General features: G+C 69.2%; 15 protein-coding genes. 10 read left to right on the top strand and 5 right to left on the bottom strand.

Translation table 11 applies throughout. From position 1 onward, the window contains the following. Positions 1–5 precede the first annotated feature (5 nt). From FNM00_RS03350 to FNM00_RS03340, 3 genes are read right to left on the bottom strand one after another with little or no spacing between them, the layout of a single operon-like run. The gene (locus tag FNM00_RS03350; RefSeq protein ID WP_143911599.1) at positions 6–827 is read right to left on the bottom strand and encodes a metal ABC transporter permease; all 822 of its coding nucleotides are present in this window, start codon (positions 825–827) and stop codon (positions 6–8) included. Beyond that, positions 824–1,585 carry a metal ABC transporter ATP-binding protein gene (locus tag FNM00_RS03345; RefSeq protein ID WP_143911598.1) on the bottom strand — a complete coding sequence of 254 codons (762 nt, stop codon included), beginning with the start codon at positions 1,583–1,585 and terminating at the stop codon, positions 824–826. The genes FNM00_RS03350 and FNM00_RS03345 overlap by 4 nt, the downstream gene beginning before the upstream one ends. Next, positions 1,582–2,574: a metal ABC transporter substrate-binding protein gene (locus FNM00_RS03340; protein ID WP_143911597.1), complete on the bottom strand. Its 993-nt coding sequence runs from the start codon at positions 2,572–2,574 to the stop codon at positions 1,582–1,584. Before FNM00_RS03340 ends, FNM00_RS03345 begins: the two co-directional genes overlap by 4 nt. 207 nt (positions 2,575–2,781) lie before the next feature. Between FNM00_RS03340 and FNM00_RS03335 the strand changes: the two genes are divergently transcribed. From FNM00_RS03335 to dusB, 3 genes are read left to right on the top strand one after another with little or no spacing between them, the layout of a single operon-like run. Beyond that, on the top strand, positions 2,782–4,170 hold the full coding sequence (locus tag FNM00_RS03335) for a glycine--tRNA ligase (protein ID WP_143911596.1): 1,389 nt from the start codon (positions 2,782–2,784) through the stop codon (positions 4,168–4,170). A gap of 25 nt (positions 4,171–4,195) precedes the next feature. Further along, positions 4,196–4,795 (top strand): hypothetical protein, encoded by a 600-nt coding sequence (locus tag FNM00_RS03330; RefSeq protein ID WP_143911595.1) that lies wholly within the window; start codon positions 4,196–4,198, stop codon positions 4,793–4,795. A 42-nt stretch (positions 4,796–4,837) separates the two neighbouring features. Continuing rightward, positions 4,838–5,986 (top strand): tRNA dihydrouridine synthase DusB, encoded by a 1,149-nt coding sequence (gene dusB, locus FNM00_RS03325; protein WP_143911594.1) that lies wholly within the window; start codon positions 4,838–4,840, stop codon positions 5,984–5,986. On the opposite strand, the gene FNM00_RS03320 is transcribed toward dusB, so the two are convergent. Further along, positions 5,983–7,341 carry a PH domain-containing protein gene (locus FNM00_RS03320; protein WP_143911593.1) on the bottom strand — a complete coding sequence of 453 codons (1,359 nt, stop codon included), beginning with the start codon at positions 7,339–7,341 and terminating at the stop codon, positions 5,983–5,985. The genes dusB and FNM00_RS03320 overlap by 4 nt on opposite strands. Then, on the bottom strand, positions 7,334–7,819 hold the full coding sequence (locus FNM00_RS03315; RefSeq protein ID WP_143911592.1) for a PH domain-containing protein: 486 nt from the start codon (positions 7,817–7,819) through the stop codon (positions 7,334–7,336). Before FNM00_RS03315 ends, FNM00_RS03320 begins: the two co-directional genes overlap by 8 nt. 142 nt (positions 7,820–7,961) lie before the next feature. On the opposite strand from FNM00_RS03315, the gene FNM00_RS03310 reads away from it, so the two are divergent. The 7 genes from FNM00_RS03310 to cydC all read left to right on the top strand — a co-directional run bounded on the left by FNM00_RS03310 (position 7,962) and on the right by cydC (position 18,202). Beyond that, entirely contained in the window at positions 7,962–8,159 is a 198-nt protein-coding gene (locus tag FNM00_RS03310; protein ID WP_143911591.1) for a hypothetical protein, read from the top strand. A 122-nt stretch (positions 8,160–8,281) separates the two neighbouring features. Further along, a complete protein-coding gene (gene smc, locus FNM00_RS03305) occupies positions 8,282–11,824 on the top strand; it encodes a chromosome segregation protein SMC (protein WP_143911590.1) in 3,543 nt (1,180 codons plus the stop codon). Further along, the gene (locus FNM00_RS03300; RefSeq protein WP_143911589.1) at positions 11,821–12,243 is read left to right on the top strand and encodes an acyl-CoA thioesterase; all 423 of its coding nucleotides are present in this window, start codon (positions 11,821–11,823) and stop codon (positions 12,241–12,243) included. Before smc ends, FNM00_RS03300 begins: the two co-directional genes overlap by 4 nt. 305 nt (positions 12,244–12,548) lie before the next feature. After that, entirely contained in the window at positions 12,549–13,979 is a 1,431-nt protein-coding gene (locus tag FNM00_RS03295; RefSeq protein ID WP_143911588.1) for a cytochrome ubiquinol oxidase subunit I, read from the top strand. A 14-nt stretch (positions 13,980–13,993) separates the two neighbouring features. Next, positions 13,994–14,998 (top strand): cytochrome d ubiquinol oxidase subunit II, encoded by a 1,005-nt coding sequence (cydB, locus tag FNM00_RS03290; RefSeq protein ID WP_143911587.1) that lies wholly within the window; start codon positions 13,994–13,996, stop codon positions 14,996–14,998. Beyond that, a complete protein-coding gene (gene cydD, locus FNM00_RS03285; protein WP_143911586.1) occupies positions 14,988–16,607 on the top strand; it encodes a thiol reductant ABC exporter subunit CydD in 1,620 nt (539 codons plus the stop codon). Before cydB ends, cydD begins: the two co-directional genes overlap by 11 nt. Next, positions 16,604–18,202, top strand: a complete 1,599-nt coding sequence (cydC, locus tag FNM00_RS03280; protein WP_143911585.1) for a thiol reductant ABC exporter subunit CydC — start codon at positions 16,604–16,606, stop codon at positions 18,200–18,202. The genes cydD and cydC overlap by 4 nt, the downstream gene beginning before the upstream one ends. Positions 18,203–18,213: the final 11 nt, after the last annotated feature.

The following is an 18,213-nucleotide window of genomic DNA, read 5'->3' as shown; positions in this document are numbered from 1 at the left end:
CCAGTCTACGGGGCCGAACGTCGCAACGACACGACCCCGCGAGTCACGGCCGCCACCGCGAACACCGCGAGGGCCAACATGACGATCGTCGGGCCGGGCTGCGTGTCGATCTCGTAGCTCGCCACGACCCCGCCGACGGCGGCGAGGAGGCCGAGCACCATCGCGACCAGATGCGTGCTCCGGAACGAGCGAGTCAGCTGCTGTGCCGCTGCGACGGGCACGACCATCAGTGCGGACACGAGGAGGAGTCCGACGGTGCGCATCGCGACCGTGATGGTGACGGCCGCCAGCACGGCGATGAACATGGTGTAGAGCCGCACCGGCACACCGCTCACGCGCGCGTGATCCTCGTCCTGGCAGACCGCGAACAGCTGCGGTGACAACCCGATCGAGAGCAGGACCACGACGAGCCCCAGGATCGCGACCGTGACCAGATCGGCCGCGTCGATCGTGGTGATCGAGCCGAACAGGAAGGAGTTGAGCGTCGATGCCGACTCTCCGGCCAGGTTGACCAGCATGACGCCACCGGCGATGCCTCCGTAGAAGAGCATCGCGAGCGCGACGTCCCCGCTTGTCTTGGCGTAGGTGCGCAACAGTTCGATCGCCACCGCGCCGAGCACCGCGACCGCCACGGCCGTCAGCGTCGGGGCGACATTGGTCAAGAGGCCGAGCGCCACGCCGGTCAGCGCGACGTGGCCGAGCCCGTCGCCGAGCAGGGCGAGACGCCGCTGCACGATATACGTGCCGACCGCCGGTGCCGCGAGCCCGGTGACGATGGCGGCGATGAGCGCGTAGCGCATGAAGTCGTAGGCGAGCAGGTCGGTCATCCGAGCGGACCCTCCTCGGGAACCGGGCGGACCCGCTCGGGCGCACCGATATGGGGATGGTCGTGCGCGTGGTCGTGCCTGACGCCGTCGACCGGGCCCTCGTAGGAGACACGTCCCGCGTCGATCACGACCGCACGGTCCACGAGCGCACGCATGGGGCCGAGCTCGTGCGCCACCATGAGCACCGCCATGCCGTGATCATCGACGAGGTGGCCGATGAGCGAAGCCAGTACCGAGGCGCTCTCGGCGTCGACTCCGGCGGTGGGCTCGTCCATGACCAGCAGTTGCGGATCGCCGACCAGCGCCCGCGCGATATAGGCGCGCTGCTGCTGACCACCGGAGAGCTCGGTGATCGGCTGGTCCGCCTTCGCGCCCAGCCGGACGTGGGAGATGGCCTCATCGACCGCGGCCCGGTCCGACCGGGAGGCGAAGCCGAGCAAGGGGCGATGGGCGAGGCGTCCGCTCGTGACGACTTCGCGCACAGTCGCCGGCACGCCGCTCGAGCTGCCGGGCCGTTGAGGAACGTAACCCAAGCGCCAGCGGTCGCGGAAACGTGCGAGCGGTGTGCCGAACAGCTCGATCGAGCCGCGCGCCGGGATCAGCCCCACGAGGGCGCGGACCAGGGTGGACTTGCCCGACCCGTTCGCGCCGAGCAGTGTCACGAACTCGCCGGTGCCGACCGTGAGGTCGACGCCGCGGACGACGGGACCGCCCGCGAGGTCGACTTCGACCCCGCGGGCGGTGAGCGGTGATGTCATCGGCAGGTGTTGGCCTCTTGCAGTGCGGCGAGGTTGTCTCGCATGAGCGACAGGTAATCGGCATCGGCGGTCTCGTCGGTGAGGCCCTCGATCGGGTCTAGCGTAGCCGTCCGTGCCCCGGTCTCGCGGGCGATGGTCTCAGCGAGGGCGGGGGACACCAGCGTCTCGGTGAAGATCGTGGTGATGCCCTCCTCCTGGACCAGGTCGGTGATCTCGGCGAGCTGCGCCGACGAGGGCTCGGTGCCCGGGTCGATGCCGGCGATCGGCACCTGGGTGAGGTCGTAGGCGTGCGCGAGGTAGGAGAATGCGGTGTGGCTGGTGACGAACTCGCGGCGCTCGCACTGCGCCAGGCCGGTCTCGAACTCCTCGTCGAGGGTCGTGAGGTCCTCGACGAGTTCGTCGGCATTGGCTCGGTACGTGTCGGCATTGCCCGGATCGGCGTCGCTCAGGGCATCGGCGATCGCGGTGGCCGCGGGCTCCAGGTTGGCGGGATCGAGCCACAGGTGCGGATCGACGCCGCCGTGGTCGTGGCCGTCCTCCTCGTGGGCGTGGTCCTCCTCATGGCCTTCCTCGCCGTGGTCGTGGTCCTCGTGCCCTTCTTCCTCGTGGGCATGGTCGTGGCCGCCGTCGGACTCCTCCAGGAGCTCGACACCCGCGGCCAGGTCGACCGTGGTGCCAGCATCCCGGTCGGCCTGCTCGACCGCGTGGTCGACCGCCGCCTGGAAGTGCTCGAGGTACACCAGGACGTCGGCATCGCGCAGCTCGCCGATCTGGCGTGCGGTGAGCTCGAGGTCGTGGGCCTCTACGCCCGGCGAGGTGAGGGTGGAGACCTCGACGAGATCGCCGCCGACACGTTCGGCGAGATATTGCGCGGGATAGAAGGACGCGACGACGGACACGCCGTCGTCACCGGAGTCGTCGGTGCCGCCGCATGCCGCGAGGGTCAGTGCGGATGCGGTGAGCAGGGCGGGAAGGACAGACCTGTGCATGGGAACCATTCTCATAAGTCGCCGGAATGGTTGTCAAATCCGGGTGACCTGAGTGATGGCGGTCACCTGGGTTCTGCCATCCAGGAGGAAGTCTCGGGTGGGAGCCCGGCAAACGTCCGGGCCGAGTAGGCTGAGGCGACCCTGGGCGCAGAGCGTTACGACGCACTGCGAAAGCCCACCGACACCCAGCCGGATTGGAAGTCTGCGATGCCCGCCTCCGTTCTCGATACCGTCATCAGCCTCTGCAAGCGCCGAGGATTCGTCTACCAGTGCGGGGAGATCTACGGAGGTACCCGTTCAGCCTGGGACTACGGGCCGATGGGCACCGAGCTGAAGGAGAACATCAAGCGCCAGTGGTGGAAGACCATGGTGCAGGGCCGCGACGATGTCGTGGGCCTCGACTCTTCGGTCATCCTGCCGACTCCGGTGTGGCAGGCCTCAGGGCATCTGTCGGCCTTCGTCGACCCGCTCGTGGAGTGCCTGTCCTGCCACAAGCGCTTCCGCCAGGACCACCTGCAGGAGGCCTACGCGGAGAAGAAGGGGCTCGACGACCCCGATGCCGTCCCGATGACCGATATCGTCTGCGCCAATTGCGGTACGCGCGGCGAGTGGACCGAGCCGCGCATGTTCAACGGCCTGCTCAAGACCTTCCTCGGCCCTGTCGAGTCCGATGAGGGACTGCACTACCTGCGTCCCGAGACCGCCCAGGGCATCTTCATCAACTTCGCCCAGGTCATGACCACCTCGCGTAAGAAGCCGCCGTTCGGCATCGGTCAGATCGGCAAGAGCTTCCGCAACGAGATCACGCCGGGCAACTTCATCTTCCGCACGCGCGAGTTCGAGCAGATGGAGATGGAGTTCTTCGTCGCCCCGGGCTCGGACGAGGAGTGGCACGACTACTGGATCGACGAGCGGATGTCCTGGTACACCGGCCTCGGCGTCGATCCGGAGAACCTGCGGCTGTACGAGCATCCGGCCGAGAAGCTCTCGCACTACTCCAAGCGCACCGTCGACATCGAGTACCGCTTCGGTTTCACCGGCTCGGAGTGGGGCGAGCTGGAGGGCGTGGCCAATCGCACGGACTTCGACCTCAAGACCCACAGCGAGCACTCGGGCCAGGATCTCTCGTACTTCGATCAGCAGAACAACGAGCGGTGGATCCCCTATGTCATCGAGCCCGCGGCCGGGCTCAACCGGTCCATGATGGCCTTCCTGGTCGATGCCTACACCGAGGACGAGGCCCCGAACGCCAAGGGCGGGGTCGACAAGCGCACGGTGCTCAAGCTCGATCCGCGGCTCTCCCCGGTCAAGGCCGCGGTGCTGCCGCTCTCGCGCAACGAGGCTCTCTCGCCGAAGGCGCGCGACCTCGCCGCGCAGCTGCGCCGTAACTGGAATGTCGACTTCGACGACGCCCAGGCGATCGGCAAGCGCTACCGCCGGCAGGACGAGATCGGCACGCCGTTCTGTATCACGGTCGACTTCGACACCCTCGACGATCAGGCGGTGACGATCCGCGAGCGGGACACCATGAATCAGGAGCGCGTGGCTCTCGATCAGGTCGAGGGTTACCTCGCGGCGCGCCTCATCGGCGCCTGACCGGCCGTCCGGCACGCTGACTCTCGTGAGCAGGACACCGTGGTACGTCGGCACCATGCTGGCGCTCGCCCTCGTGGCGAGCGGTTGCTCCGGCGGCGATGACGAGGAGGAGCCGACCGGCCTGGAGGTACCGGACGGCGTGACCTTGAACGAGGGCGGCACGGAGCTGGACCTCGGTGAGAGCGCGACCGTCGCCTACCCCGAGGATGCCGAGGACGCGACCGCGCTGACGGTCACTGTCACGGCGGTCGACACCGGCGATATCGCCGACTTCTCGCTGTTCTCGCTGTCTGAGGAGGACGCCGCCTCCTCCCCGCGATATGTGCGGGTGACGGTGGTCAACGAGGGGCCCGGCACGCCGGGAACCACCTCGCTGCCGATCTTCGCGCACACCGATGACCGCACGCTGCTGACCGCCAACTCGATCGTCGGTTCCTTCGAGCCGTGCCCGCCCACGCCTGTGCCCGCCGATCTGGAGGCCGGCGAGGAGATCGAGCAGTGTCTCGTCTACCTCCTCCCCGCGGACCGCCAGGTGGAGTCGATCGACCTGCAGGTCACCGACGCGGCCTCCGCGATCCGCTGGACGGTCCCCGCCCCCGAGGACACCCCTGCCCCTGAGGAGTAGGTTCGTGAGCTTCTGGTTGCGGGGGCTGGGAGACTGGATGCCATGCCCACTGCCACGCTGCCCGGACCTCTGCGCCTGGGTGACTCCATCGAGGTCGCGACACCGGTCGTGCTCGCGCCGATGGCCGGTGTCACGAACGCGGCCTTCCGCCAACTGTGCGCCGAGCAGGGGGCCGGTCTCTACGTCTGCGAGATGATCACCTCGCGGGGGCTCGTCGAACGGGACCGGGTCAGCCTGTCGATGCTGACCTTCGCCCCCAACGAGTCGGTCAAGTCCGTGCAGCTCTACGGCGTCGATCCCGCCACGATGGGCGAGGCCGTCCGGGTGCTGTGCGGCGAGCACGGGGTCGACCACGTCGATCTCAACTTCGGTTGTCCCGTTCCCAAGATCACACGCAAGGGCGGGGGAGCGGCGCTGCCCTGGAAGGCGACGCTCCTCGGACAGATCCTCACCGAGGCCGTCGAAGCGGCGCGTCCGTACGGCGTCCCCGTCACGATGAAGACCCGCAAGGGCATCGACGACGACCACCTGACCTATCTGGATGCCGGACGCATCGCCGAGGACACGGGCGCGGCGGCGATCGCGCTGCACGGGCGCACGGCGTCCCAGCACTACTCGGGCCGCGCCGACTGGGACTCGATCGGCGAGCTGAAGGCGGCCGTCTCCTCGATACCCGTCCTCGGCAACGGCGACATCTGGGAGGCCGCCGACGCCATCGCCATGGTCGAGCGGACCGGTTGCGATGGCGTGGTCGTGGGCCGCGGCTGTCTAGGCCGGCCGTGGCTGTTCCGCGATCTGTCCGCGGCTTTCGCGGGGGAGACGGCGCAGGAACTGCCCCGCCTCGGTGAGGTGATGGGCGTGATGCGTCGCCACGCTGAGCTGCTCGGCGAATGGCTGGGTGAGGAGCGCGGGTGCGTGGAGTTCCGCAAGCACGTCTCCTGGTATCTCAAGGGGTTCCCGGCCGGAGGCCGCATCCGCGAGGACCTCGGCATGGTGTCGTCGTACGCCGCCCTCGACTCCCTGCTCGTCGAACTCGATCCCGACGAGCCGTATCCGGTCTCCGAGCTCGGGACGCCACGTGGCCGACAGGGATCGCCCAAACGTGTTCACCTGCCGGACGGCTGGCTCGACTCGCGCGAGCTGGCCGGAGCCATCGATATCGCCGCCGAGGACGCCACCTCCGGGGGCTAGTGCGGGGCGCGGGCGATCTGCTGGTCGGCGATGTCGCGGGCGACCGAGGCATCCAGGTGGCGGCCTTCAGCGTTCACCGGGCCCGGAGGGGTGTGCACCTCGACCGTGGCCACCTTGCGCCAGCGCTGCAAGGGACCCTGACGGAGCGCGACCGACTGCGTCTTGTGGTGCGGGACCAGATCCGCGTGCCGCGATATCCAGCCCTCGCGGGCGATGAAGGTCCGGTCCGAAGCACCCACCCAGCGGAAGCGATAGCCGATCGGGGCGAAGATCCAGGACCGGCGAGAGACCGGAGTGCGCTCGACGGCGTCGGGATCGGATCCGGCGATGAGCTCCTCGGCGACCGCTCGGGCGAGCGGCGGATCGCTGATCGGCAGCAGCGTGGTGTCCGAGACACCGTTCTCCTCGTCGGACGACGCCCCGTATCCGGCGATGTCGACCGACAGGCGCTGCCACCCGAGCTTGCGCCAGATGAACGGCTCCACCACCGCGATGCCCTGCACACGCTCGTACGGGATCGTCTGCGAACTGCGTGAGAGCAGGCCCCGCTCGATCCGCAGGCCCCGAGATCCGCGCGACAGCGTGAAGTTCCACTGCGCGATCACGCGACTGCCGATGATCTGGACCAACCAGAAGCCGGTGGGGATGATGCCGCCCAGCACGGCCCACGCATCGGGCACCGCGAAGCCGACGATCAACAGGGTTACGATCGCGGCGACGGCGAAGAGGAAGTCCAGGGACAGCAGCGTGCCGATGATGATGCGATCGGGGCCGACGACGGTGATGACCTCTCGCTGCTCCTCGGCCACCCCCACGGCCTCGTCGGCACCCGCCCCGTGGGCGCGCGCGAGCAGGACGCGACGTAGCTGGCGCGACTCGTCGAGGGGGAGGAAGCGCAGCGTCGACCGCGATTCGCCCCCGCCGGCCATCTCCATGTGCAGCTCGGAGAGCTTGACCAGGCGAGCGAGGAAGGGCTCGTCGATGTCGACGGACTGGAGGCGCTCGTAGGGGATGCGCCGCGAGGTGCGGAAGATGACTCCCGACTCGATGCGTAACTCGGTTCCGTCGATGAAGTATCGGGTGAAGTACCACCGGAGGAAGCCCGCGACCAGTCCGATCAGCAGACCGCCGGCCACCGCCGCCGCCACGGCGATGGCGCCGCTGAACAGGCTGAAGGTGTCGCCGTTGACGAAGGCGTTGAACAGGCCCACGATGCCGAGACCCGCCCAGATGCCGCCCTGGACGAGGGCGGTCAGCGGATGGGTGCGGCGTCCATCGGTCTGGGCGCCGGCGGGGACGGCCGGGGTACCCGGCTCCTCGGGCGACTCGAGGTCGTCCGGTGGCAGCTCAGACACCGGCGCCCCCGGAGTCGCCGAGTTCCGTCAGACGGTTGCGCAGTCGGTTCGCCTCGTCGATCGGCACACCCGGGATGCCCGCGGCGGTCTTGGTGCTGGCCGTGTGCAGGGTGACCGTCGCGAAGCCGAACTGGCGCGCGATCGGGCCTGCCTCGACGTCGACGAACTGCATGCGTCCGTAGGGCACGGCGACGAGCCGGCGGAACATGATGCCGCCGCGCACGACGAAGTCCTCCTCGCCCTCCGCATACCCCCAACTGCGCCGGTTGCGGGGCGCCCACCACCACACCCAGCCGGCGATGACGAGGCCGATGAGGGCGACGGGAAGGCCCAGCCACCACCACAGGACGATCGCCAGGATGATCCCGATGAGCAGCAGCACTCCGCCGCAGACGGCGCCGATGAGTCGACGGGCCGTCGCGAGTCGTGGGGAGACTGCGGTCCAGTCGCCGGTCGGTGAGGTGAAGAGATCGGACACGGCCTCCACCCTAGTAGTCGACGGCCGGTGGTGAGGGCAAGCCTGTGGTCGGGTGATTTGACCCTCTCGATGTGCCGGTGAGACACTGGACGATGGCAGTCATGGCTGCCAACACCCGTCTGAACTCTTGTGAAGGACACTCATGGCCAAAGCGCTCGTCGGTTATCTGGCAGGCCCGTCGTACGATCACGCCGCCGGTGAACTGGCTCGTCTGCGCCGCCGGGTCGCCGACCTCGAGGCCGAGGTGCTGCGACTCAAGGTCGAGAACGACGGCCTGGTCGAGGCGCTCGGATCGCGCGTCGACGACGTCGCCGAATTGTTCGAGCCCGCCTCGCGCTGATTCCGGTCCCGTGCCCAGGCATGGGACCGTTCGCCGTCGCGCGGCGCGGGTTGCGCGAGCCGCCCGCCACCATCAACTAGGGTGAGCCAGTAGTCCTTCTGCCGGCCGCTTCGGGAGACGTGGTGTATCTCAAGACCCTCACGCTGCGAGGCTTCAAGTCCTTCGCGTCCTCGACGACGCTGCAGCTGGAGCCCGGCATCACCGCTGTGGTGGGCCCGAACGGCTCCGGCAAGTCCAATGTCGTCGACGCGTTGTCGTGGGTCATGGGCGAGCAGGGCGTCAAGTCGCTGCGCGGCGGCAAGATGGAGGATGTCATCTTCGCCGGCACTGCCGGCCGGCCGCCGCTCGGGCGCGCCGAGGTCGTCCTCACCATCGACAACACCGACGGCGCGCTGCCGATCGACTACACCGAGGTCACCATCTCGCGGACCATGTTCCGCAGCGGCGGCTCGGAGTACGCGATCAACGGCAACACCTGCCGGTTGCTCGATGTGCAGGAGCTGCTGAGCGACTCGGGCATCGGCCGCGAGATGCATGTGATCGTCGGGCAGGGACAGCTCGACACGATCCTGCGCGCGACGCCCGAGGAGCGCCGCGGATTCGTCGAGGAGGCGGCCGGCGTCCTGAAGCACCGCAAGCGCAAAGAGAAGGCCCTGCGCAAGCTGGAGGCCACGCAGGGCAATCTCACCCGGCTGAACGACGTGCTCACCGAGCTGCGCCGGCAGCTCAAACCCCTCGGACGTCAGGCCGAGGTGGCCCGCAAAGCCGCCGTCATCCAGGCCGACGTCCGCGACGCCCGTGCGCGGCTGCTGGCCGATGAGATCGTGACTGCCACCAGCACGATGGAGACCGAGCTGGCCGACGAGCAGGTGCTCAAGCAGCGCCAGAGCGATGCCGAGATCGCGTTGCGGGAGACTCGCGCCGCCGAGGTCGAGCTGGAGCAGGCGCTCGCGGCCGATGCGCCGCAGCTCGCCGCTGCCAATGAGACCTGGTACGCGCTGACCAGCGTGCGCGAGCGCTTCAACGGCATGGCTGGTCTTGCGCGCGAGCGCATCCGGCTGGCTCAGGCCGAGGCCGACGACGATCGGGTCCCCGGCCGCGACCCCGAGGAGCTGGAGGCCGACGCCCGCCGCGCCCGTGACGAGCACGCCGAGCTGGAGCGCACGGTCGAGCAGGCTCAGCAGTCGCTCGCCGAGATCATCGAGCGTCGAGGCGCGGCGGAGGAGGAGTACACCGCCGAGGAGAAACGGATCGCGGGCCTGCTCCGGGCCGCCGCCGATCGACGCGAGGGTCTCGCCCGATTGCATGGTCAACTTAGCACGGTCAAGAGCCGTGCCGCCGGGGCGGACGACGAGATCGGCCGGCTCACCACCGCTGCCCAAGCCGCGCGGGAGCGCGCCGAACAGGCTCAGCGCGAGTTCACCACGCTGGAGAGCCAGATCGCGGGCCTCAACGCGGGGGAGACCGGCCTTGACGAGGAGCTGGAGACCGCCGAGGAGCGACTGGCGGCCGCCGAGGAGACGGCCAAGTCCCTCGAGCAGCGCCGGCACGAGGCCGAGCGTCGCCAGGATGCGTTGCGCGCCCGCAAGGAGGCGCTGGAGCTCGGCCTCGCGCGCAAGGACGGCGCGGGGGCTCTGCTCGCGGTCCCCGAGGAGGTCGACGGCCTCCTCGGTTCGGTGGCCACTCTCATCAGCGTGCATCCAGGACACGAAGCCGCACTCGCGGCGGCGCTCGGTGCCGCCGCCGATGCGCTCGCGGTGTCCGGCGCCCCGGCGGCCGTCGGGGCCATCGAGAGGCTCAAGGAGGAGGATCTCGGCCGCGCGGGCATCGTCCTGGGCGGGGCGCCCGACCTCGGCGGTGGTTGGCCGGATCTGCCGTCCGGAGCCTCGTACGCGATCGACCTGATCGACGCGCCGGCCGAGCTGCGACCGGCCCTGCGGCGACTGCTCGACAAGGTCGCGGTCGTCGACGACCTAGCCGCCGCGCGGGCACTCGTGGCCTCCGTGCCGGAGGTCGTGGCCGTCACCGGCGAGGGCGACCGGCTCGGCGCGCACTTCGCCGAGGGTGGCTCGTCGGCGAGCCAGAGCCTGCTAGAGGTGACCGCCGCGATCGAGGAGGCGGACACCCAGCTCTCCCAGGTCGGTGCCGAGCTCGATCGGCTCCGCTTCGAGACCGAGAAGGCGGCCGCAGAGCACGAGGAGGCACAGAGCCTGGTCGACGCCGCCCTCAGCCGCCTGCACGAGTCGGACGCCGCGATGTCCGCGGTCGCCGAGAAGCTCGGCGAGCTCGGCACCGCCTCGCGCGCCTCCACGGCGGAGGCTGAACGGCTGGAGGCCTCGATCGAGCAGGCTAAGGTCGCGCGTGAGGAGGCCCTGGCGGGTCTCGCCGAGCTGGAGGAGCGGGTCGAGCAGGCCGAGTCCGCGCCCGAGGAGGAGCCGGACACCAGCCATCTGGAGGAGCTGGCCGACGCCGCGTCGGCCGCCCGCCGCGGTGAGACCGACGCCCGTCTCGCGCTGCGTACCGCAGAGGAGCGCGCCCGCGCCCTCGCGACCCAGGTCGAGAACATGCTGCGAGCGGCTGCCGCCGAGCGTGAGGCCAGGGAGCGCGCTGCCCAGCGACGCGAGCAGCGCCGCCGCGAGGCTGAGACGGCCACGGCCGTGCTCGGGGGCATCGACACCGCACTGCAACGCCTCGAGACCTCCGCCGGTCGGGCCTCCGAACGTCGCACGCAGATCGAGCAGGCCCGAGCCGGTCGCGAACAGCAGGTGCGCGAGGTGCGCACGAGCGTGCGCGATCTGGAGAACGAGCTCAAGCAGCTGACCGACTCCGTGCACCGCGACGAGATGGCGCGCTCCCAGCTGGTGCTGCGGTTGGAGCAGCTCCATGAGCGTGCGCTCTCCGAGGTCGGCATCGACCCGGAGACCTTGGTGGCCGAGTACGGTCCCGAGCAGCTTGTGCCGGCGCTGGGGGAGGAGGACGCCGAGCCGGTGCCATTCGTGCGCGAGGAGCAGGCCAAACGGCTCAAGACGGCCGAGAAGTCGCTCGCGATGCTCGGCAAGGTCAATCCACTCGCCCTCGAGGAGTTCACCGCCCTGGAGGAGCGGCACCAGTTCCTCTCCGAACAGCTCGACGACCTGAAGAAGACCCGCCAGGACCTGCTGGAGATCGTCGAGGAGGTCGACCGGCGGGTGGAGCAGGTCTTCACCGAGGCGTGGGAGGACGTCGAGCGCGAGTTCGCGCACGTCTTCAGCCGGCTCTTCCCCGGCGGCGAGGGCAAGATCGTGCTGACCGATCCGTCGAACATGCTGACCACCGGCATCGACGTCGAGGCCCGTCCGCCGGGCAAGAAGGTCAAGCGCCTCTCGTTGTTGTCCGGGGGTGAGCGGTCGCTGGTGGCCGTGGCCTTCCTGGTGTCGCTGTTCAAGGCCCGGCCGAGCCCCTTCTACATCCTCGACGAGGTCGAGGCCGCGCTCGACGACACCAACCTCGGGCGGCTGCTGGAGATCTACGAGGAGCTGCGCGCCAACAGCCAGCTCATCGTCATCACCCACCAGAAGCGCACGATGGAGGTCGCCGACGCGCTGTACGGCGTCTCGATGCGCGGCGACGGCGTGTCCGCCGTCATCAGCCAGCGACTGCGTGACGACGAGGAAGAAGCATCGTGACCGAACGGCTCCGCTCGGACTATCCGGTCCTGCGTCCCATCGGCACCCGCTGGGAGGACGAGGATGTCTACGGGCACGTCAACAACGTCAAGTACTACTCGTACTTCGACACGGCGGTGAACGGGTACCTGATCGAGGCGAGCGGCACCGACATCCGCAGGCTGGACGCCTACGGCATCGTCGCGGAGACCGGCTGCCGGTTCTTGCGCGAGCTGCGCTTCCCGTTGCCGGTCGAGGCGGGGCTCGCGGTCACCAGGCTCGGGCGGTCCAGCGTCGTCTACGAGATCGGGCTCTTCCAGGGCGACGAGCAGCCGGCGGCGGTCGGTCGCTTCGTGCACGTCTACGTGACGGGGGAGGGCCGCGAGGTGACCCCGGTGCCCGAGCAGCTCCGCGCCGTCCTCGAACCCCTCGTCGTCTGACGGTTCCGTGGGCGGTGACCTACACACCCCTCGCGAGCGTGGGCGGTGACCTACACACCCCTCGTGGGTCGCGAGAGGTGCGTAACCCACCGCCCTGCTGGGCGAGAGGTGCGTAGGTCACCGCTCCCACCGGCCGCCACGCACCACTCGCGGGGCCCTGGAGAAGGGGAGCGGAACCGGCTCCGGAGGCTCGCTTGTGAAGATCATCACAAAGCCTTGTGAAAAATGGAACTTGACCCTCGCGCGGGCGTAGTCTGATCCAGTCGGCACAGGGTCGTGTCGATTGTGGCGAAAGGACGATGGCGATGGAGGCACTGGACCTCGCGCGCTGGCAATTCGGTATCACCACGGTGTACCACTTCTTCTTCGTGCCGATGACCATCTCGCTGGCCTTCCTCGTGGCCATCATGCAGACGGCGTGGCGGCGCACCGGGGACGAGAAGTGGCTCCGGCTCACCCGCTTCTTCGGCAAGCTCTTCCTCATCAACTTCGCGATGGGCATCGTCACCGGCATCGTGCAGGAGTTCCAGTTCGGCATGAACTGGTCGTCCTACTCGAGGTTCGTGGGCGATATCTTCGGCGCCCCCCTCGCGATCGAGGGCCTCCTCGCGTTCTTCCTCGAGTCGACCTTCCTCGGCCTGTGGATCTTCGGCTGGGACCGGCTCAAGCCGAGCCTGCACCTCGCGTGCATCTGGATCGCCGCCATCGGCACCGCGGTCAGTGCCTACTTCATCCTGGCAGCCAACTCGTTCATGCAGAACCCGGTCGGCTACACCTACAACGCCGAGCGCGGACGCGCCGAGCTCGAGAGCTTCGCCGATGTGCTCACCAACAAGGTCGTGCTCATCACCCTGCCGCACACCCTGTTCGCCGCCTTCATGGTCGGCGGCGGCTTCGTGGCCGGTGTCGCCTTCTGGAAGCTCGTCCGCAAGCCGGGCGAGGACGCCAGCGCCTACCGCAGCGGCGTCAAGCTCGGCGCGATCGCCCTCTTGATCGCCGGCCTCGGCACCATCGTCACGGGCGATATCCAGGGCAAGGTCATGACCGAGGTCCAGCCGATGAAGATGGCCGCCGCCGAGGGACTCTACGAGGATGCGCAGCCCGCGCCGTTCTCGCTGCTCACGATCGGCACCCTCGACGGCAGCGAGCCGATCTTCCAACTGGAGATCCCGCACCTGTTGTCCTACCTCGGCACCGGGTCGTTCGACGGGGAGGTGCGCGGCATCGACTCCCTCAACGAGGAATACCGCGAGACCTACAGCGAGACCGGACTCGACGACTTCTCGCCGAACATCCCGGTCACCTACTGGAGCTTCCGAATGATGATCACCGCCGGCGCGCTGGCGATGATCGGCGGTGCCTGGCTGCTCTGGTCGATCCGCGGGGGCCGTACGCCACAGGTCGGCACCCGGCGCACCAAACTGCTGCTGTTCACCGCCGTCATGCTGCCGCTGTTGCCGATCGCGGCCAACTCCTTCGGCTGGATCTTCACCGAGATGGGACGCCAGCCGTGGGTCGTCTTCGGACTGATGCCGACAGCGACAGGCGTCTCGCCGTCGGTATCCGCAGCGCAGGTCTGGACGTCGATGATCGGCTTCACGCTGCTCTACGGCATCCTCGCGGTGATCGAGGTCAAACTGCTCCTGCGCTTCATCGGCAAGGGGCTGCCCGATGCCAACCCGCCCGCCGAAGAACCCGATGACGACCCCAACGCCCCGTTGGCGTTCGCGTACTGAGCGAGGACGGACTCATGGAACTCACCACACTCTGGTTCATCTTCATCGCCTTCTTGTTCGTCGGCTACTTCGTGCTCGAGGGATTCGACTTCGGGGTCGGCATGCTGGTCGGCATCTTCGCCAAGAACGACAAGGAACGCCGGGTCCTCATCAACACCATCGGCCCGGTCTGGGACGGCAACGAGGTCTGGCTCATCGTCGCCGGCGGTGCGATGTTCGCCGCCTTCCCCGAGTGGTACGCGACGCTGTTCAGCGGCTTCTATCTGCCCCTGTTCCTCATCTTGATCGCGTTGATCGTGCGGGGTGTCGCCTTCGAGTACCGCGGTACCCGCGACGAGCAGCAGTGGAAGGACCGCTGGGACTGGATGATCATCATCGGGTCCTTCGTGCCGGCGCTGCTGTGGGGTGTCGCCTTCGCCAATATCGTCCGCGGCGTCCCGATCGACGCTAGCGGGGAGTATGTCGGCGGATTCTTCAACCTGCTCAACCCCTATGCGCTGCTCGGCGGGCTGGTCACGCTGTCGGTCTTCCTGGTTCACGGCGCGCTGTTCGTGGCGCTCAAGACCGCGGGCGACATCCGCGAGCGCGCCCACGTCTTCGCTCAGCGCTGTGGCCTCGTGGCAGGCGTGCTGGCCGTCGCCTTCATCGTGTGGACCGGTCTCTCGCATGGGGACGCGGTCGTGTGGGTGATCGGCGTCCTCGGCGCCGCCGCCTTCGTGGCGGCGATGCTCGCCTCGTACGCCCAGCGCGACGGGTGGGCCTTCACCGGCACCTTCCTCGCGATCGGGCTGGTCGTGACGATGCTGTTCGTGGCGCTGTTCCCCGAGGTCATGCCGTCCACGGTCGACCCGGCGTACGGGCTGACGGTCGAGGGCGCCTCCTCGACGCCCTACACGCTGAAGATCATGACCTGGTCCGCGGTGGTCTTCCTGCCGATCGTCATCGGCTACCAGATCTGGTCGTACTGGGTCTTCCGTAAGCGCATCAGCACCGAGAACATGCCCGCCGATGCCCACTAGGCCGCTCGATCCACGCCTGGTGCGGCGGTCCGCGACGGTCCGCCGGCACCTGGCGTGGAGCGTGGTCCTCGGCACGGCCACCGCGGTGCTCGTCATCGTGGTCGCCTGGATGGTGGCCGAGGTCGTGGCGCGACGCTTCGACGGTCAGGCCGTCGTGGCGCTGCCGCTCGGCATCGTGTCCGCCTTCGTCCTGCGCGCTGTGGTGGCCTGGCTCCACTCGGTGGTGGCCGAGCGCGCATCGGTGCGTGTCAAGGCCGAGCTGCGGGCGGAGGTTGTCGGCGACCTGCTCGATCCCCGTCGGCTGGGGCCGCGCCCCGAGAGCTCGCGGGTGATCGCGCTGCTCGGTCCTGGCATGGACGCCTTCGACGGTTATATCGGCCGCTTCCTGCCGCAGCTGGCACTGGCTGCGATCGTTCCCGCCGCGGTGATCGCGGTCATCGCCTGGGTCGATCTGCTGTCTGCTGCCATCATCATCCTGACGTTGCCGTTGATCGGCGTGTTCATGGCGCTGGTCGGTCTGCTCACGCGGGACAAGGTCCAGCGCCGATGGGCCGCGATGGAACGGCTGGGGCGGCACTTCGCGGACGTGCTGGACGGACTCGTCGTGCTCAAGATCTTCGGCCGCCCGCAGGAGAGGGGCCTTCGCGAGGTGGGGGACAAGCATCGCGCCGAGTCGATGCGGGCGCTGCGGCTGGCCTTCCTCTCCTCGCTGGTGCTGGAGCTGTTCTCCACGATCTCGGTCGCGCTCGTCGCGGTGAGCGTGGGCCTGCGGGTCGTCGAGGGCGATATGGAGCTCGGTCCGGCGATGCTGGTGCTGCTCCTGGCCCCAGAGGCCTATCTGCCGGTCCGGCGTGTCGGGACGCTGTTCCACGACTCCACCGAGGGCGCCGAGGCCACCGTCGAGATCCTCGAGCTGCTCGATCACGAGCGGCATCGAGGTGAGAGGCCCCCGCCGAAGGAGGCTTCAGCCGTGATCGTCGAGGACCTGGAGGTCGACTACGGCGATCGGGGGCGGCCATCGCTCTTCCTCGACCGGCTCGCGATCCATCCGGGCGAGTTCGTCGCCGTCACCGGTCCCTCCGGCGGTGGCAAGTCGACGCTGCTGGCGGTGCTGCTCGGCATGATTGAGCCGAAGGCGGGCGCGGTCCGCGTCGGCGGCACCGATCTCGCCGAGCTCGACATCGCCGCGTGGCGCGAGCAGATCGCGTGGGTCCCGCAGGTGCCGGGACTGATCGAGGGCACGATCGGCGAGAACATCGCGCTCGGCTGTCCTGGCGCCGCGCGCACCGCGGTTGAGCGAGCCTTGGCGGACGCGGGGCTGCCTCTGGCCGTCGATCGTCCCGTCCGAGAGGATGCGGCCGATCTGTCGGCGGGGGAGCGCCGCCGCCTCGCGGTGGCCCGTGCACTGCTGCGAGTGCGTGAGACCGGTGCGTGGCTGGTGCTCCTGGATGAGCCGACGGCAGGCCTGGATGCCGCCCACGAGGCGGCCCTGATCGCCGCGATCCGCGGCCTGGGTGCCACGGTGCTCGCGGTCGCTCATCGTCCCGAGACCATCGCGGCCGCCGACCGCGTCGTCACCATCACCCCGGCCGAGGCGGTGGCCGCATGACCGGGCGCGCGGGCCGGCTCGGGCTGGGTGTCCTCATGGGGGTGCTCGCCCAGCTCTCGGCGATCGGGCTGCTGCTGGCTGCCGCATGGCTCATCGTCCGTGCCGCCCAGCAGCCCCCGGTGCTCTATCTCATGGTGGCGATCGTCTCCGTCCGCGCCTTCGGCATCGCTCGTGCCGTGTTCCGTTATGTCGAACGGCTGATGACCCACGATGTCGCCCTCCGGGATGCGACGACGGACCGAGTGGAGGTCTACCGCCAGCTGAACCGGATCGCTCCGGCGGGGCTGACCGGGCAGCGGCGTGGCGATGTAGTGAGCCGCGTGGTCAGCGATGTCCAGACCCGTCAGGATCGGCTGCTGAGAGTCCGGCTGCCCTGGTGGACCGGGTTGCTCGCCTCGATGGTCGTCATCGGCGTGGTCGCCGCCCTCGACCTGCGCTCCGGCCTGGTGGTCGCGGGCGGGGTCGTGGTGAGCGCGGTGGCGATCAGGTCCACGGTCGCCCGCATCGCCGCTCGACGCGACGGGCGGCGGGCGGCCGCGGCCCGGGGGCGGCTGGCCGCCGATGTGTCGCAGATCGTGCTCGCCGGCCCGGACCTCGTGGCCTTCGGCGCCGGTGACCGATTCCGCGCGGAGACGGGCCGGTCGGTGACCGAGCTCGCCGGTGCGCAACGGCATGGGGCCGGTGCGGTGGGTCTCGCCTCGGCCATCGTGCTCGCGGTGACCGGCGCCGCCGTCGCACTCGTCGCCGCTTGGTCGGCCGGTGCTCCCGTCGTGGTCGTGGGAGTCCTCGTCCTCGCGCCGATCGCGCTGTCCGAGCCGCTCGAGGCATGGGGCGATGCCGAACGTCACCGCCCCGCTGTCGACGACGCCGACGCCCGCATCGCCGCGCTCACTGCTCTCCCTGCCCCGATCACGGAGCCCGACCAGTCCACAGCCCTTCCGTCCGCTTGGTCGCTGCGGCTGCGGGGACTCGCGGTGGGCTGGGAGAGCACCCTGGTCGACGGCATCGACCTCGACGTCGACGAGGGCGAGATCGTCGCGATCACCGGACCGAGCGGTATCGGCAAGTCGACCCTCGCGTACACGCTGCTGCGCCTCATCGAGCCCCGCGCCGGGAACATCCAGCTGGGCGACGTCGATGTCCGTGAGCTCGGATCGGACGATGTCCGCGGCCGGATCGGGTATCTGGGCCAGGACGAGATCATCTTCGACACCACGATCCGTGAGAATCTACGGATCGCCGATCCCGAGGTCGAGGACGAGTCCGCGATGACGGCCCTCGACCGGGCGGGGCTCGGCGAATTCGTGCGCTCGCTCCCGCGCGGCCTCGACACTCCGGTGGGGGAGCACGGCAGCAGGCTGTCCGGTGGGGAGCGTCAGCGGTTGGCGTTGGCGAGACTGCTGCTGGGCGATCACCGGATCGTCGTGCTCGACGAGCCGACCGAGCATCTCGATGCTCCGACCGCGCGGGCGCTGCTGGACGACCTGCTGGCCCTCGCGCCGGACCGCAGCGTGATCGTGATCTCGCATGCGCCCGAGGTGCTGGACCGGATCGACCGCGTGATCCGGCTCGATGCCGCCTCCGTCCGGGTCTGATCCCACTCGCG

Origin of the sequence: Aeromicrobium piscarium, assembly GCF_007421815.1 — a bacterium.
Lineage (GTDB): Bacteria > Actinomycetota > Actinomycetes > Propionibacteriales > Nocardioidaceae > Aeromicrobium > Aeromicrobium piscarium.
The sequence above is the reverse complement of the archived record's forward strand: the minus strand, read 5'-3'. Positions and strand labels throughout refer to the sequence as shown.